The organism is [Roseibacterium] beibuensis, from assembly GCF_039542305.1.
GTDB lineage: Bacteria > Pseudomonadota > Alphaproteobacteria > Rhodobacterales > Rhodobacteraceae > Roseibacterium > Roseibacterium beibuensis.
The window spans coordinates 886,852-899,827 of record NZ_BAABHW010000002.1 but is presented as its reverse complement, the minus strand read 5'-3'; the positions used below and the strand labels follow the sequence as shown (position 1 = coordinate 899,827).

Below are 12,976 nucleotides of genomic sequence, written 5' to 3'. Positions count from 1 at the left end.
TTCATGCCCCGCATCTGGGGGCTACGCGCCAATCCGTCGCGCGATTTCCTCCAGAATAGCCTCCGCATTCGGAGATTCGGCAACGTCCACACCGGATTGCCACGGATCGGGCAGGGCGTCACGGGCCGCGACGCTGATCGCGATCAGGGTGAGTCGCGGTGGACGGTCGCCTGCCGCCTTGGCCAGCAGTTTAGCAGACCGAGGCGAAAAGATGGGCAGGATCGCGCCCGGCCGCCGCAAGCCCGCGAGGAAAGCCGGGTCCGGCGTGACGGTGCGCTGGTCGTATACGGCGGCCTCGTGCACCGCGATCCCGGCCTGTTCCAGCCGTCCGGCAATGTCGCCGCGCACATGGGTGCCATGCAGATGCCAGATCGGGCCTTCGGGGCGTTCGTGGGCAAGGCGCGCGACAAGATCGTCGGCGGTTCCATCGACCGAGATCGGTAAAAACCCCGCCTTTTGCGCCGCCAGCGCCGTGCGGCGCCCGACGCACCAGGCCACGCGATGCGCCCCCGCCCCGGCCTGCGGCACCGCGTTCTCCGAGGTGAAGATCAGCGTCCGCGCCTGTGCCGCCTCGGGCGGGGCGGTCAGCGGCACCACCTCCATCAGCGGCGCGATCACCACTTCGACCTCGCCCAGCCGATCCCGCAGGGCGCGGGCAAAGCGCTCCGACTGCGCCTTCGGGCGTGTCAGCAGGATCAGGGGCTTAGCATTGTCAGACATCGGGCAGAGTGTTACCTGCCTTGGCCCAGCAACACAAACGCGAAGGCCCGGTCCGGCCATGTCCACCCCGCCCCTGATCCTCGGCCTCGAATCGAGCTGCGACGACACCGCCGCCGCCGTCCTGCGCGGGCCGGGCGATGCGCCCGAGCTTCTGTCCTCGGTCGTATCCAGCCAGACGGACCTGCACGCAGCCTTTGGCGGGGTCGTGCCCGAGATCGCAGCGCGGGCGCATACCGAAAAGCTCGACCTGATGGTCGAAGAGGCGCTGGACCTCGCGGGCGTGCCGCTAACCGATATCGACGCGATAGCGGTGACCAGCGGCCCCGGCCTGATCGGCGGTGTTCTGGCGGGCGTCATGGCGGCCAAGGGGCTGGCCATGGGCTTGGGCAAACCGCTGATCGGGGTGAATCACCTTGCGGGCCATGCCCTGACCCCGCGCCTGACCGATGGCGTGACCTTTCCCTACCTGATGCTTCTGGTCTCGGGCGGGCACTGCCAGTTCCTGCGTGTCGATGGCCCCGAAGCCTTCAGCCGCCTTGGCGGCACCATCGACGACGCCCCCGGAGAGGCCTTCGACAAGGTGGCGCGCATTCTTGGCTTGCCGCAGCCCGGAGGCCCCTCGGTCGAGGCGGCGGCGAAGGCCGGTGATCCGGCCCGTTTCGCCTTGCCGCGCCCGTTGATGGACCGACCCGGCTGCGATCTCAGCTTTTCCGGGCTGAAAACCGCCGTGATCCGCACGCGCGACCAGTTGACCGAGGCACAGGGCGGGCTGACGGAACAGGACCGCGCCGACCTCTGCGCCTCGTTCCAGGCGGCGGTGGCGGATGTTCTGGCGGGCAAATCCGAGCGCGCGCTTTCGGCCTGCGATGGGTTGACCGCCTTTGCCGTTGCCGGGGGCGTGGCGGCCAACCAGACCCTCCGCGCGCGCCTGACCGCCGTGGCCGAGGTGGCGGGTGTGCCCTTCCTTGCCCCGCCGCTGCGCCTTTGCACCGACAACGCCGCGATGATCGCCTATGCCGGTCTGCTGGCGTTCGAGGGCGGGCGGGTGGACGACATGACCCTGTCGGCCCGCCCGCGCTGGCCCCTTGACCGGGCGGCCGCACCGTTGATCGGGTCGGGAAAGAAAGGGGCCAAGGCATGAGCGCGCCATTGATGATCTACGGGGCGGGGGCGTTTGGCACGGCTCTGGCCATCACCTACGCCAATGCGGGGCATCCGGTGACGCTTTGGGCGCGCGAGGGCGCGGAGGCGATGCAGAAGGCCCGCGAGAACATCCGCCGCCTTCCAGGCGCGCCCTTTCCGGCGGGCCTGACAGTGACCGACGATCCGGCCACCGACGCCGAGATCGCCCTGCTGGCCCTGCCGACGCAATCGCTGGGCGAGTTCCTGTCCACCCATCGCCCGGGCGCACCGAATCTCGTCTCCTGCGCCAAGGGGATCGACCGGGCCACCGGGCTGTTCCCCACGGCCCTGATCGCGCAGGCCGCGCCCGGAACCACGCCCGCGCAACTCACCGGCCCCAGCTTTGCGGTCGATATTGCCAGGGGGCTGCCCACCGCCTTGACGCTGGCCTGTGCGGATGACGCCCTGGGCGAGGCGCTGCAACATGCGCTGTCCACGCCTGCGCTGCGGCTTTACCGGACCACGGATGTCACCGGCGCCGAACTGGGCGGGGCGCTGAAGAACGTCATCGCCATCGCGGCGGGGGCGGTGATCGGCGCGGGGCTTGGCGACTCGGCCCGCGCGGCCCTGATCGCGCGCGGCTTTGCCGAGATGGCGCGCGTCGCCCGCGCCGCCGGGGCGCGGGAAGAGACGCTGACGGGCCTGTCCGGGCTGGGCGACCTGATCCTGACCTGTGGCTCCGAGAAATCGCGGAACTTTCGTTTCGGCGTGGCGCTGGCCCATGGCGAAACCCTGGCCGAGGACGTGACGGTCGAGGGGCTGCATACCGCGCGGCAGATCGCGTCGGACCCCGCGTTGGACACCCCCATTGCCGACGCGGTTGCGGCGATGGCCGACGGGCGGCTTGACCTTGCCACCGTTCTCGACACCCTTCTGTCACGCCCCCTGAAACCGGAGTGACCCCGATGCGCTACTGGCTGTTCAAATCCGAACCTTCGACATGGTCCTGGGACGATCAGGTCGCCAAGGGCGACGCTGGCGAGGAATGGGATGGCGTCCGCAATTATCAGGCACGCAATTTCATGCGCGAGATGGCGGTCGGTGACCGGGGCTTCTTCTACCATTCGCAGAAGGAAAAGGCGGTGGTCGGTATCGTCGAGGTGATCGCCGAGGCGCATCCTGACAGCACCACCGACGACGACCGCTGGGAGTGCGTGGACATCAAGGCCATCGAAAGCCTGCCCACCCCGGTCACGCTGGACCAGATCAAGGCGCGCGAGGACTTGTCCGAGATGGTGCTGGTGAACAACTCGCGCCTCTCCGTGCAGCCGGTGACCGAGGCGGAGTTCAAGACCATCTGCGCGATGGGTGGCCTTTGACCGGATGAAAAATGGAGGGTCCCGACCGCCGGGACCCTCCACCACCCACACACGATTTGCTCGCTCCACGTGTGTTCGAATGTCGGGCCCGTCATCCTGACCGGGCTGACCAAGACCTACCGCATCACCCCGGCGCGTTACAAAGGAAATGAAGCTCGGATTTTCGCGGTATTTGGTGTTAATCCCAGCAAAAGGCCCGCCGCTTGGGCGGGCCTTGCCATTGAACAGGGCGGCGGGCCTCAGCCGTAGACGCTCTCTTTGCCGAAGTGTTTGGTCAGCATGTAGTAGACGACCGCGCGGTACTTGTTGCGCTCAGATTTGCCGTAGGTCTCGATCACGCTGTTGATCGCGTCCATCAGTTCGGGGCCATCGGACAGCCCCAGCTTCTTGATCAGGAAATTGTTCTTCACGGTTTCCAGCTCATGCTCCTGGCTGCCGGCGACCGTCGAAGCGTCGGCGTCGTAAATCGCCGGGCCGCAGCCGATTGTCACCTTGGTCAGCAGGTCCATGTCCGGCTCAATGCCGCATTTGTTGCGCAGATCGTCCGCGTAGTGAGCGATCAGGTCGTCACGCTTGCCCATCGGAAACTGTCCCCCCGTTTTGGCATTCTCAAAAAAGTATTTGTTCCTCCAGCCCGCCGCGAAACGGGCAGGCTTGCCGGGAAGGTTACCCGCAACCCAGTCAGGGGCGAAGAAAAACTTTCGGGGAAAAGCATCCCAACCGGTCCCCGCGATGCGCAGCGCGTTGAAATCGTGCCTGTATTCGCGAAAGCTGCGCCGTGCCGTGCCTGCGTGGGCTTGATCGCGATCATGCACCATGGTCTTGCCACCGGCTGAAAGCGGCCCGCTGAGGGCCGAGGCAGGGCGGGACCGGAGACGCGCGATGGTCCGACCCGTGCGGGGACACCGGGGCTGGCCGAAGCCAGTTCCTTTCCGCGCCGGCGAACGGCACCCGCCGAACCACCGGGTCACGGGGAAAGGAGGGCCTCCAGCTGGGACAGGCTCAGATCACCCGGCTTCAAAGCGCTGCGCGTCAGGTGGTCCGCCACGCGGCACAGCGCTGCGTTCACCGGGGTCGGCACCCCGTGAAGGCGCCCGAGCAGCGCGATCTCGCCGTTCAAGTAGTCGGTTTCCAGCCGCGTGGCGCCGCGCAAGAGGCTCTGGTTCGTCGAACCGCCCACGCGGGCCACACCGGGCAGCGCATCGACGGGCCGCATCATTTCACCGCGTCTGGGGTCGCTGTCGTCCACCTCGACCCAATCCAGCCCCGCCGCGCGGTAAACGGCCTCGGCCTCGGCCCGAATGGCGGTTTTCAACGGGCCGGGATCGGCGCTGTTGCCAAGCGTCGCTTTCAGGATGTTCACGAGGTTCAACAATAGCTTGCCACGTTTGCTCGCCATGACGTTTTCATGCGTGAAGGCGCCGATATTCGCGGCCTCCAGCGCTTCGGCCATGCGACGGTCGTCGTGGTCCGTGCCGCCCGGATAGCGGCCCAGGTCGAAGATCCCCAGTTTCGGTTCGGTGAACACCGCCACCTCACCCGGCACGAGGTAAAGCGCGGGCATCATCACCGTGACGCCATGCACATTCGGAAACATCCGCAGCGCGGCGCGTTCGTTCGCCACCCCGTTCTGCGCACAGAAGATCGGCTGATCATGGACACCCGCCGCGCGCAGATCCTCCAGCGCGCCCTGGGTGTCCTGCGATTTCATGCAGAGCAGGATCATGTCATCCGCCCGCCAATCGACCTCGGCGGGCGATGCGACCGCTGGCACATCGCGCAGCTCGTCGATCCCCGGCGCGCGCAGGCGCAGCCCGGTATCCTGCATCGCCGCTAGCATCGCGCCGCGGGCAATGCCGATGGTCTCGATCCCGGCTCGGTCCAGCGCTGCTGCCACCACCCCGCCAATCGCGCCAACGCCGTAGATGACGACCCGCATGCCCAGTTCCTTTCCTGACCGACCCGTTGCACCCGTCCAACCGGTGCAACGCAAAACGCCCGGGCGCAAGGCACCCGGGCGTCATTCTCTCTGTATTCAGCGATCAGCTGATGACCGTGTCGTTGTCGAGGCCGTCCAACTCGCTTTCATCGACTTCCGGCATCGCTTCGAGTTCTTCCTTGGTATAGCCATCAAGGATCAGCGTCCCGTCGCCCTGCACCGAGAAGGCGTCCAGCGGCAGCTCAACGGTGTATTCGCCAAGGCTGAGGAAGCCACCGATGCCGATCACGGCCGAGTATTCGCCCGAGGCTTGCACGATGTAGTCGATCTCGCCCACATCATCGCCATTGGCGCCTTCGACGCTCATGCCGAGCACTTCACCGACGGTCATGCCTTCGAAATCCGAAATGTCCTGGCCCATGTCGGCCGCGGCGGCCATCCCGGTGTCGCCGGTCACCTCGGCTTCGGCTTCGGCCATCTCGCCTTCGATCTCCTCACCGATCTGGTTCAGATCGTCGGCAATCTCGTCACCGGCATTGGCGACGGCGGTCGCGGCGGCGTCACCGGCCTCTGCGATGTCCTGGCCAACTTCGCCAGCGGCGTCGGCGGCCTCGTCACCCATTTCTTCGAGGGCGGCACCGGTTTCGGCCATTTCCTCTTCGACTTCGGCGCTCAGGTCGGTGTCCATGTCGGCTTCGGCCGAGTCAGGGCTGGGCATCGCGGTGCCCAACGCGCTCGTGTCGATCACCACATCGTCGTCGAGGCCGTCCAACTCGCTTTCGTCGACTTCGGGCATCGCTTCCAGTTCTTCCTCGGAATAGCCGTCGAGGACCAACTGGCTGTTGTCGTTCATCGAGAAGGCACCCAGAGGCAGCGACACGGTGTATTCGCCAAGGCCGAGGAAGCCACCGATGCCGATCACGGCCTCGTAGCCGCCGTCGGCTTCGTAGATGTAGTCAATCTCACCGACGTCGTTGCCGTTCGTGCCGACAACATCCATGCCGAGGATCTCGCCCACGGTCATGCCGTCGAAGGCCGAGGCGTCGTGCATGCCCATCGTCTCGGACATCGTCGTTTCATCCATCGTCCCGCTGTGGCTTTCGGCATAGGCCGGGGCGGCCATGGCAAGAATGACGGCGGTGGTGGTCAGTGCGTTCTTGAAGGTCATTGTCAGATCTCCTGTGTAGAGTTGATGCCAGACCAAGCAACAGGAGGGGTGCTGGGTTCCCTGAAAAATATCGGAAAAATAACGACTTAAACGCGGTTCAACCGGACTCAACGCCTTGTATTCGACTCCGTTCCAGGCGCCCGGCCAAGTAAGCGAAAACCGGCCATTCCCGTCGGAATGGCCGGTCGAAAGCTGCCGGTCGGCCCCCAACGGGGCCGGCGATCAGTAGCGGTAGTGTTCGGGCTTGAAGGGGCCTTCCTGCGGCACGCCGATGTAATCGGCCTGCTCCTTGGCCAGTTCGGTCAGTTTCACGCCGATCTTCTTGAGGTGCAGGCGCGCGACCTTCTCGTCCAGCACCTTGGGCAGGACATAGACCTTGTTCTCGTAGTTCTTGCCCTTGGTCCAAAGCTCCATCTGCGCCAGCACCTGGTTGGTGAAGCTGGCCGACATCACGAAGGACGGGTGCCCGGTGGCATTGCCCAGGTTCAGCAAGCGGCCTTCGGACAGCAGGATGATGCGGCTGCCCGATGGCATCTCGATCATGTCCACCTGGTCCTTGATGTTGGTCCACTTGTGGTTCTTGAGGGCCGCGACCTGGATCTCGTTGTCGAAGTGGCCGATGTTGCCGACGATCGCCATGTCCTTCATCTCGCGCATATGCTCGATGCGGATCACGTCGCGGTTGCCGGTCGTGGTGATGAAGATGTCCGCGCTGGCGACCTCGTCTTCCAGCGTGACGACCTCGAACCCGTCCATCGCGGCCTGAAGGGCGCAGATCGGGTCGACCTCGGTCACCTTCACGCGGGCGCCTGCGCCGCGGAGGCTGGCGGCCGAGCCCTTGCCCACATCGCCATAACCGCAGACGACGGCGACCTTGCCGGCCATCATCGTGTCGGTGGCGCGGCGGATACCGTCGACGAGCGATTCCTTGCAGCCGTACTTGTTGTCGAACTTCGACTTGGTGACGCTGTCATTCACGTTGATGGCGGGGAAGGGCAGGTGGCCTTTTTCCATCATCTGGTAAAGGCGATGCACGCCCGTGGTGGTTTCCTCGGTCACACCCTGGATCATGTGGCGCTGCTTGGTGAACCAGCCCGGGGTTTCGGTCATGCGCTTCTTGATCTGTGCGAACAGCGCGACCTCTTCCTCGCTGGTGGGCACTTCGATCAGGTCGGTTTCACCCTCTTCGACGCGTGCACCCAGCAGGATGTAGAGCGTGGCATCGCCGCCATCGTCGAGGATCATGTTCGCACCGCCCTCTTCGAACTGGAAGATGCGGTCGCAATAGTCCCAGTATTCCTCAAGCGTTTCACCCTTCACGGCGAAGACCGGCGTGCCGCCGGCTGCAATCGCGGCGGCGGCGTGGTCCTGCGTCGAGAAGATGTTGCACGAGGCCCAGCGGACATCGGCGCCCAGTTCCACCAGCGTTTCGATCAGGACGGCGGTCTGGATCGTCATGTGCAGCGACCCGGCGATGCGCGCGCCTTTCAGCGGCTTGGAGGCGCCGTATTCCTCGCGCAGGGCCATCAGGCCCGGCATCTCGGTTTCGGCGATGTCCAGTTCCTTGCGGCCATAGTCGGCGAGGTTGATGTCCTTGACGATGTAGTCCGTGCCCATGTCCGAGGCTCCACATTTTGCAAATTCCGTTGCGGCGCAGATAGCACCAGACCCCTGCAACGGCAACGCGACACGGGAACGGAAGCGGGCGGGGGACGTTTTCCAGGTAGGAAAGGAGTTTTTCGATGAGCGAGATGCATTCAGAAACGCAACGCCACACCCGCGCGTCCGTATCGGGCGATGTGCGCGCCGGTCCGGGCGACGCCGGGGCCGCCGATGCGCCGCGCGAGCTGCCGAAATCGGAACAATACGAACGCCGCAGCCGCTATGCCGGGCCGTTCACACTGGCCGTCATCGCCGTTGGGATACTCGTCGCGTTCATCAGTTGGGCGTTGGCCTGAACCGGAAAAGGAGCCACCCGGCAGGACGGCCCCTTTGCGCGTCCGGATTGGACAAAGTTACTTGCTGGGCGCACCTTTTTCGGCGCTGCCTTCGGTTCCCTTCGCGGGGCCGGGCTTGTTCCCATCCGCGCTGGGCGGCTGCTTGTTGTTTTCCTGGAGGGGCACACCTTCGGCGCCGCCGACACCTTCCTTGGTCATTTTAATCTCCCTGAAATAATACGTCGGGACGGCAGGCTAAACCGAGGGTTGAAGATTCGCCTAATGCTTTCGGCCCACGCATTGCATTGCTAAACCGGCGGGGACGCTCGTTTCAGGACCGAATTCATGCCCAAAGCTCCCCCTCGCGCCTGGCAACGGATGTTGTCCGGGCGACGGCTCGACCTGCTGGACCCAACGCCGATGGATATCGAGATCGAGGATATCGCCCACGGTCTGGCCTTCGTCGCGCGCTGGAACGGCCAAACGCGCGGCGATTTCGCCTATTCCGTGGCCGAGCATTCGATCCTGGTCGAGCAAATCCACGGGCGGTTGCAGCCGCAGGTGCCTGTCAAATGGCGCTTGGCCGCGCTGCTGCACGACGCGCCGGAATACGTGATCGGCGACATGATCAGCCCAGTGAAGGTTGCCGTCGGGCCGGGATATGGCGAGCTTGATACCCGGCTGACGGCCGCGATCCACCTGCGCTTCGGCCTGCCCGCCGTGCTGCCCAAGACGGTAAAGCAAGCGATCAAGCGGGCCGACCGCATCTCGGCCTGGCTGGAGGCGGTGCAGCTTGCCGGGTTCGCCGAGGCCGAGGCGAACAAGTTCTTTGGCCGCCCGGATGCGGCGCTGATCGAGGGGCTGACCCTGCGCCTGCGCCCGCCGGCCGAGGTGCGCGCAGACTTCACCGCGCGGCATGCTGAGCTGATGGCGCAGATGTGACGCAAGCGCCCCTGCCACTCCGCCGCGGTCGAACGCACGCTGCCGGATTGTTTCAAGTTGGAGTCTTCCCGATGATCCACGTTCGCCCCGCCCATGACCTCGACGCGCGCGACATGGCCGCGATCCTGAACGCGGTGATCGAGATCGGCGGCACCACCGCCATGACACACCCCATCGACGCGCAGTATTTCATCGACCGGATGAATGCCGAGCGCGAAGTGTCCTCCTGGCTCGTCGCTGAAAAGCCCGATGGCGAGATCGTGGGCTTTCAATGGGTCACGCGGGGCGGGGAATACCTGCCGCCCGAGGCCGCCGAGATCGCCACCTTCGCCAAACCGGGCCAGCAGGGTCTTGGCATCGGATCGAAACTGATGGAGGCGACGAAAGCGGCGGCCAAGAGGCTGGGCTACACTTGGATCAACGCCAATATCCGCGCCGATAACGAAAGCGGGCTGACCTATTATCAATCCCGAGGGTTCGAGGATTACGGGCGGATCGAGGGCGTCCGGATGGCCAACGGGCAGGTGGTCGACAAGGTTCTCAAACGCTACGACCTGACCTGACCGTTGGGCCTGTTTGTTAGTTCGGTCACTTGATTCCGGTATTGCGGAGCCAGCGGCGCGTATCCGCTTGATCGCGGCGGCGCTCCTTCCGGGTGCGGCGGTCGGGCAACCGCGATTGATCGGGCGCGTCCCAATCTTTCTGCCGCGCGGCGGTCATGAGGCTGCTTGCGAAAATGCTGAGCATGGCGAGTCTCCTGTGATCTGCGACTAAGGGGAGCATAGCCGTGTTGCGGCAATGGGCCGAGTCAGCAATACTGCCGATGTGTTAGTTGAGCTTTCATATGGATTGGCGTGATATCCCCTCTCTCTCGGCGCTGAGGGCGTTCGAGGCGGCGGCGCGGCTTGGCTCCTATTCCGAGGCCGCGCGGGCGTTGAACGTGACGCACGCCGCCATTGCGCAGCATGTTCGCACGTTGGAAGAGCATTTCGGCCAATCCCTGATGACGCGGGCAGGCCGCGGCGTGGCCCCGACCGAAGCGGGCGCGCGGCTGGCGCGGGACCTGTCGGCGGGGTTCGGGGAAATCGCGGGCGGGGTGCGGGCCTTGATGCAAGGCCGCGCGGATCGCCCCGTCTCCGTCACGACGACGCCCAGTTTCGCCGAAGCGTGGCTGATGCCCCGTTTGGCGCAGTTCTGGTCGGCGCATCCCGAGGTGCCCCTCAGCGTCTCGGCCGAGGCGCGCATGTCCGACCTGCGCCGCGACGGCTATGACCTTGCCATCCGCTACGGGCGGGGCGAATGGCCGGGGCTGGAGACGATGCGCCTCACCGATCCCGGGATCGTCGCGGTCGCCGCCCCGCAAGTGGCCGAGCAGCTTGGCGGCGCGTGGCCGGATACGGAAGCACAGGGCGCGCTGAAGCGGTTGCGCGGATTGCGCTGGCTGGTCGATCCGCAGGATGCGGAGTTCTATGCGTGGCTGCGCGCGGGCGGAATCGACCCCGACGCGTTGGAGGCGACGCGGCTTGAGACGAACCCGATGGTCCTGGCGGCATGTCGCAGCGGGGCCGGGGTCTCCGTCCAGCCACGCGCGGTTGTCGAAAGCGATCTGGCGGAGGGGCGGCTCGTAGTGTTGGCCGAACAGGCGGACAGTCCGCTGGCCTATCACCTCGTGCATTTGCCCGGGCCGATGCCGCCCCGGGTCAAGACCTTCGTGATGTGGCTTCGCCGTTCGATGGCGTGCTGAAACCCGTTACCGGAAGAAACAGGTTGTCCCAGACCAGAGCAGCGCAACGGTTTCGCCGGTCGGGTCCAGAAGGCCCGCAACTGCGCCCCGGGCGAATTCGTCCCCAAGCGTCGTGACCTGGAAGCTGACCTGGGGCATCTCGACCCGGCGCTGACCGGGGCGGAAGCCGTTGGTGACGGGCAAGTCCGGGTCGCTGGTCGTCCAGCCGACGAACGTGCCGTCCTGGAAGTTCAGCGTCAGGCCGTCTTCCCACTGGGCGGCGGTGACCGGCCCCGCGCCACATTCGGTCTGCGTGATCACCTGGGCCGGTTCTTCATCCAGCAGGCGCGAAACGGTGTCGATCACGCCGATCTGTGCACGGCCGAAATCGATGCGAAGCCCCGAAACGGTGGGTTCGATCCCCCGCCCATCGAGCGTGAAGGGCGGAACCTCGGGTTCGCGCGTGCCGACACAGGCGGACAGCGTGGTGGCGGCGACAAGGGCGATCAGGGCGGCAGGGCGGCGCATGGTCAGGACTTTCGGGCAAGAATGCAAAGCGGTGATTCCCCGCGCGCTATAGCGCAACAGGGGCGGCGTCGCAAAACACGGGTGCGTTCAGCGGGGGCTGCGCTTGGCGAGGATCCGCTGAAGCGTGCGGCGGTGCATGTTTAGCCGCCGCGCGGTTTCCGAGACGTTGCGGTCACACAGCTCATAGACCCGCTGGATATGTTCCCAGCGCACGCGGTCGGCCGACATCGGGTTTTCCGGCGGCGGCGGCATCTCTTCCTCTTCGGCGAGCAGCGCCGCGGTGATGTCATTGGCATCCGCCGGCTTCGACAGGTAGTCGGTGGCGCCGATCTTGACGGCGGCCACGGCGGTGGCGATGGCGCCATACCCGGTCAGCACGACAATGCGGCTGTCGGGGCGCTTTTCCCGCAGGGTTTCGACAACGTCGAGCCCATTGCCATCCTCAAGCCGCAGATCGACCACGGCATAGGCGGGGGGACGGGCAGTGGCGATGGCCTTGCCCCCGACGACGGAGCCCGCCGCCTCGACCTCGAAGCCGCGCTTTTCCATGGCGCGCTGCAGGCGGCGCAGGAACGGCTCGTCATCATCGACGATCAGCAGGGACTTGTCCGGCCCGATTTCGCGGAGGCTGCGTTCTTGCGTCATGCGCATTGGTCCTTTGCCACTCTTTGCACGCTCCCTTATAGGCTGCTGCCGCGCGGGGTCAATTTGTCGCGCAGAAATTGTACGCACCGTCAAGCTGCTGTCGCATAGCGGGAACTCGCCCGTCGTTGCCTCAGGAGCCGGATTCGGCTCCACCGGCGGCCTCGATGTAACAGGCCGTGGTGTCGGCCATCTGCTGCGGCGTCGTCTCGCGGTTGAAGAACTCCACGAAGCCGTAATCGGGCAGGACGAGGTAGGCGAAGGCCGAGTGATCCACGAGGTAATAGGGGTCGTCGCCCTCGCGGTTGATGCGGTAATAGACGCGGTAGGCATCGGCGGCGGCATCGGTCTGTTCCGGCGTGCCGGTCAGGCCCAGCATGCGCGGGTGCACGTTCTCGGTGAAGGCGGCCATGACCTCGGGCGTGTCGCGCTCGGGATCGACCGAGATCATCACGGGCAGCACTTCGTGGCCCGTCGCGTCAAGGATATCCACGGCCTCGGCATTGCGCACGGTGTCGAGCGGGCAGACGTCGGGGCAGAAGGTATAGCCGAAGTAGAGGATCGTCGGCCCGGTGATGACGTCGGCGTCAGTCACGGTCTCTCCGGTCTCGCTGACCAGTGTGAACGGCCCGCCCAGATCGGCCCCTCCGGCAACGGCGCTGCCACGGCATTGTGCGAAGATATCGGCCTCGCCACTTGTACGGCCCATCAGGATGGCCAGCGCCGACCCCGCGAGGAGCAGCGCGATCAGGATCACCGAGGCAACGGCATAGGTGCGCGACATTGGATTTGGTCCCTTTGGTCTGGATAGTCGGGGTCTGTGACGTTGAATACCTAGGGACTGCGCCCTATCAATTCACATCCTTGTCCCTGCGA

At 65.5% G+C, this 12,976-nt stretch carries 17 protein-coding genes; 7 read left to right on the top strand and 10 right to left on the bottom strand.

The features are described from left to right. Positions 1-21: 21 nt before the first annotated feature. The gene (locus tag ABD923_RS11175) at positions 22-720 is read right to left on the bottom strand and encodes a uroporphyrinogen-III synthase (RefSeq protein WP_259553915.1); all 699 of its coding nucleotides are present in this window, start codon (positions 718-720) and stop codon (positions 22-24) included. A gap of 58 nt (positions 721-778) precedes the next feature. Between ABD923_RS11175 and tsaD the strand changes: the two genes are divergently transcribed. From tsaD to ABD923_RS11160, 3 genes are read left to right on the top strand one after another with little or no spacing between them, the layout of a single operon-like run. Beyond that, on the top strand, positions 779-1,861 hold the full coding sequence (tsaD, locus tag ABD923_RS11170; RefSeq protein ID WP_259553917.1) for a tRNA (adenosine(37)-N6)-threonylcarbamoyltransferase complex transferase subunit TsaD: 1,083 nt from the start codon (positions 779-781) through the stop codon (positions 1,859-1,861). After that, positions 1,858-2,802 carry an NAD(P)H-dependent glycerol-3-phosphate dehydrogenase gene (locus tag ABD923_RS11165; protein ID WP_259553918.1) on the top strand — a complete coding sequence of 315 codons (945 nt, stop codon included), beginning with the start codon at positions 1,858-1,860 and terminating at the stop codon, positions 2,800-2,802. The genes tsaD and ABD923_RS11165 overlap by 4 nt, the downstream gene beginning before the upstream one ends. A 5-nt stretch (positions 2,803-2,807) precedes the next feature. Continuing rightward, positions 2,808-3,221, top strand: coding sequence for an EVE domain-containing protein (locus ABD923_RS11160; RefSeq protein WP_259553919.1), 414 nt, complete (start codon positions 2,808-2,810; stop codon positions 3,219-3,221). Positions 3,222-3,460: 239 nt separating this feature from the next. Here the strand turns inward: ABD923_RS11160 and ABD923_RS11155 are convergent, their stop codons facing one another. From ABD923_RS11155 to ahcY, 4 genes are all read right to left on the bottom strand, one after another. Continuing rightward, entirely contained in the window at positions 3,461-3,802 is a 342-nt protein-coding gene (locus ABD923_RS11155) for a DUF2853 family protein (RefSeq protein WP_259554054.1), read from the bottom strand. A 386-nt stretch (positions 3,803-4,188) separates the two neighbouring features. Next, complete coding sequence (locus tag ABD923_RS11150; protein WP_259553921.1) at positions 4,189-5,160, bottom strand: ketopantoate reductase family protein; 972 nt, start codon at positions 5,158-5,160, stop codon at positions 4,189-4,191. A 103-nt stretch (positions 5,161-5,263) separates the two neighbouring features. After that, positions 5,264-6,328, bottom strand: coding sequence for a hypothetical protein (locus ABD923_RS11145; RefSeq protein WP_259553922.1), 1,065 nt, complete (start codon positions 6,326-6,328; stop codon positions 5,264-5,266). 222 nt (positions 6,329-6,550) lie between these two features. After that, positions 6,551-7,945: an adenosylhomocysteinase gene (gene ahcY / locus ABD923_RS11140; RefSeq protein ID WP_259553923.1), complete on the bottom strand. Its 1,395-nt coding sequence runs from the start codon at positions 7,943-7,945 to the stop codon at positions 6,551-6,553. 125 nt (positions 7,946-8,070) lie between these two features. Here ahcY and ABD923_RS11135 point away from each other — a divergent pair, with 125 nt between their 5' ends. Next, on the top strand, positions 8,071-8,286 hold the full coding sequence (locus tag ABD923_RS11135) for a hypothetical protein (RefSeq protein ID WP_259553924.1): 216 nt from the start codon (positions 8,071-8,073) through the stop codon (positions 8,284-8,286). Between the two features lie 57 nt (positions 8,287-8,343). Here the strand turns inward: ABD923_RS11135 and ABD923_RS11130 are convergent, their stop codons facing one another. Next, positions 8,344-8,484 (bottom strand): hypothetical protein, encoded by a 141-nt coding sequence (locus ABD923_RS11130; RefSeq protein WP_259553925.1) that lies wholly within the window; start codon positions 8,482-8,484, stop codon positions 8,344-8,346. Positions 8,485-8,610: 126 nt separating this feature from the next. On the opposite strand from ABD923_RS11130, the gene ABD923_RS11125 reads away from it, so the two are divergent. Continuing rightward, positions 8,611-9,207 (top strand): HD family hydrolase, encoded by a 597-nt coding sequence (locus tag ABD923_RS11125; protein WP_259553926.1) that lies wholly within the window; start codon positions 8,611-8,613, stop codon positions 9,205-9,207. A gap of 71 nt (positions 9,208-9,278) precedes the next feature. Then, on the top strand, positions 9,279-9,770 hold the full coding sequence (locus ABD923_RS11120; RefSeq protein WP_259553928.1) for a GNAT family N-acetyltransferase: 492 nt from the start codon (positions 9,279-9,281) through the stop codon (positions 9,768-9,770). 25 nt (positions 9,771-9,795) lie between these two features. Here ABD923_RS11120 and ABD923_RS11115 read toward each other — a convergent pair whose 3' ends face one another. Further along, complete coding sequence (locus tag ABD923_RS11115) at positions 9,796-9,954, bottom strand: hypothetical protein (RefSeq protein WP_259553929.1); 159 nt, start codon at positions 9,952-9,954, stop codon at positions 9,796-9,798. A 97-nt stretch (positions 9,955-10,051) separates the two neighbouring features. Between ABD923_RS11115 and ABD923_RS11110 the strand changes: the two genes are divergently transcribed. Continuing rightward, positions 10,052-10,951: a LysR family transcriptional regulator gene (locus tag ABD923_RS11110; protein ID WP_222190468.1), complete on the top strand. Its 900-nt coding sequence runs from the start codon at positions 10,052-10,054 to the stop codon at positions 10,949-10,951. A 6-nt stretch (positions 10,952-10,957) separates the two neighbouring features. Here ABD923_RS11110 and ABD923_RS11105 read toward each other — a convergent pair whose 3' ends face one another. The 3 genes from ABD923_RS11105 to ABD923_RS11095 all read right to left on the bottom strand — a co-directional run bounded on the left by ABD923_RS11105 (position 10,958) and on the right by ABD923_RS11095 (position 12,884). Then, positions 10,958-11,458 (bottom strand): hypothetical protein, encoded by a 501-nt coding sequence (locus ABD923_RS11105; protein WP_259553930.1) that lies wholly within the window; start codon positions 11,456-11,458, stop codon positions 10,958-10,960. A gap of 87 nt (positions 11,459-11,545) precedes the next feature. Then, the gene (locus ABD923_RS11100) at positions 11,546-12,103 is read right to left on the bottom strand and encodes an ActR/PrrA/RegA family redox response regulator transcription factor (RefSeq protein WP_259553932.1); all 558 of its coding nucleotides are present in this window, start codon (positions 12,101-12,103) and stop codon (positions 11,546-11,548) included. 130 nt (positions 12,104-12,233) lie between these two features. Continuing rightward, positions 12,234-12,884, bottom strand: coding sequence for an SCO family protein (locus tag ABD923_RS11095; protein WP_259553934.1), 651 nt, complete (start codon positions 12,882-12,884; stop codon positions 12,234-12,236). Positions 12,885-12,976: the final 92 nt, after the last annotated feature.

Bases quoted from the DNA above. Each gene is read 5' to 3' on its own strand.
- ABD923_RS11175 (WP_259553915.1), bottom strand. From the start codon at position 720: ATGTCTGACAATGCTAAGCCCCTGATCCTGCTGACACGCCCGAAGGCG.
- tsaD (WP_259553917.1), top strand. From the start codon at position 779: ATGTCCACCCCGCCCCTGATCCTCGGCCTCGAATCGAGCTGCGACGAC.
- ABD923_RS11165 (WP_259553918.1), top strand. From the start codon at position 1,858: ATGAGCGCGCCATTGATGATCTACGGGGCGGGGGCGTTTGGCACGGCT.
- ABD923_RS11160 (WP_259553919.1), top strand. From the start codon at position 2,808: ATGCGCTACTGGCTGTTCAAATCCGAACCTTCGACATGGTCCTGGGAC.
- ABD923_RS11155 (WP_259554054.1), bottom strand. From the start codon at position 3,802: ATGGGCAAGCGTGACGACCTGATCGCTCACTACGCGGACGATCTGCGC.
- ABD923_RS11150 (WP_259553921.1), bottom strand. From the start codon at position 5,160: ATGCGGGTCGTCATCTACGGCGTTGGCGCGATTGGCGGGGTGGTGGCA.
- ABD923_RS11145 (WP_259553922.1), bottom strand. From the start codon at position 6,328: ATGACCTTCAAGAACGCACTGACCACCACCGCCGTCATTCTTGCCATG.
- ahcY (WP_259553923.1), bottom strand. From the start codon at position 7,945: ATGGGCACGGACTACATCGTCAAGGACATCAACCTCGCCGACTATGGC.
- ABD923_RS11135 (WP_259553924.1), top strand. From the start codon at position 8,071: ATGAGCGAGATGCATTCAGAAACGCAACGCCACACCCGCGCGTCCGTA.
- ABD923_RS11130 (WP_259553925.1), bottom strand. From the start codon at position 8,484: ATGACCAAGGAAGGTGTCGGCGGCGCCGAAGGTGTGCCCCTCCAGGAA.
- ABD923_RS11125 (WP_259553926.1), top strand. From the start codon at position 8,611: ATGCCCAAAGCTCCCCCTCGCGCCTGGCAACGGATGTTGTCCGGGCGA.
- ABD923_RS11120 (WP_259553928.1), top strand. From the start codon at position 9,279: ATGATCCACGTTCGCCCCGCCCATGACCTCGACGCGCGCGACATGGCC.
- ABD923_RS11115 (WP_259553929.1), bottom strand. From the start codon at position 9,954: ATGCTCAGCATTTTCGCAAGCAGCCTCATGACCGCCGCGCGGCAGAAA.
- ABD923_RS11110 (WP_222190468.1), top strand. From the start codon at position 10,052: ATGGATTGGCGTGATATCCCCTCTCTCTCGGCGCTGAGGGCGTTCGAG.
- ABD923_RS11105 (WP_259553930.1), bottom strand. From the start codon at position 11,458: ATGCGCCGCCCTGCCGCCCTGATCGCCCTTGTCGCCGCCACCACGCTG.
- ABD923_RS11100 (WP_259553932.1), bottom strand. From the start codon at position 12,103: ATGACGCAAGAACGCAGCCTCCGCGAAATCGGGCCGGACAAGTCCCTG.
- ABD923_RS11095 (WP_259553934.1), bottom strand. From the start codon at position 12,884: ATGTCGCGCACCTATGCCGTTGCCTCGGTGATCCTGATCGCGCTGCTC.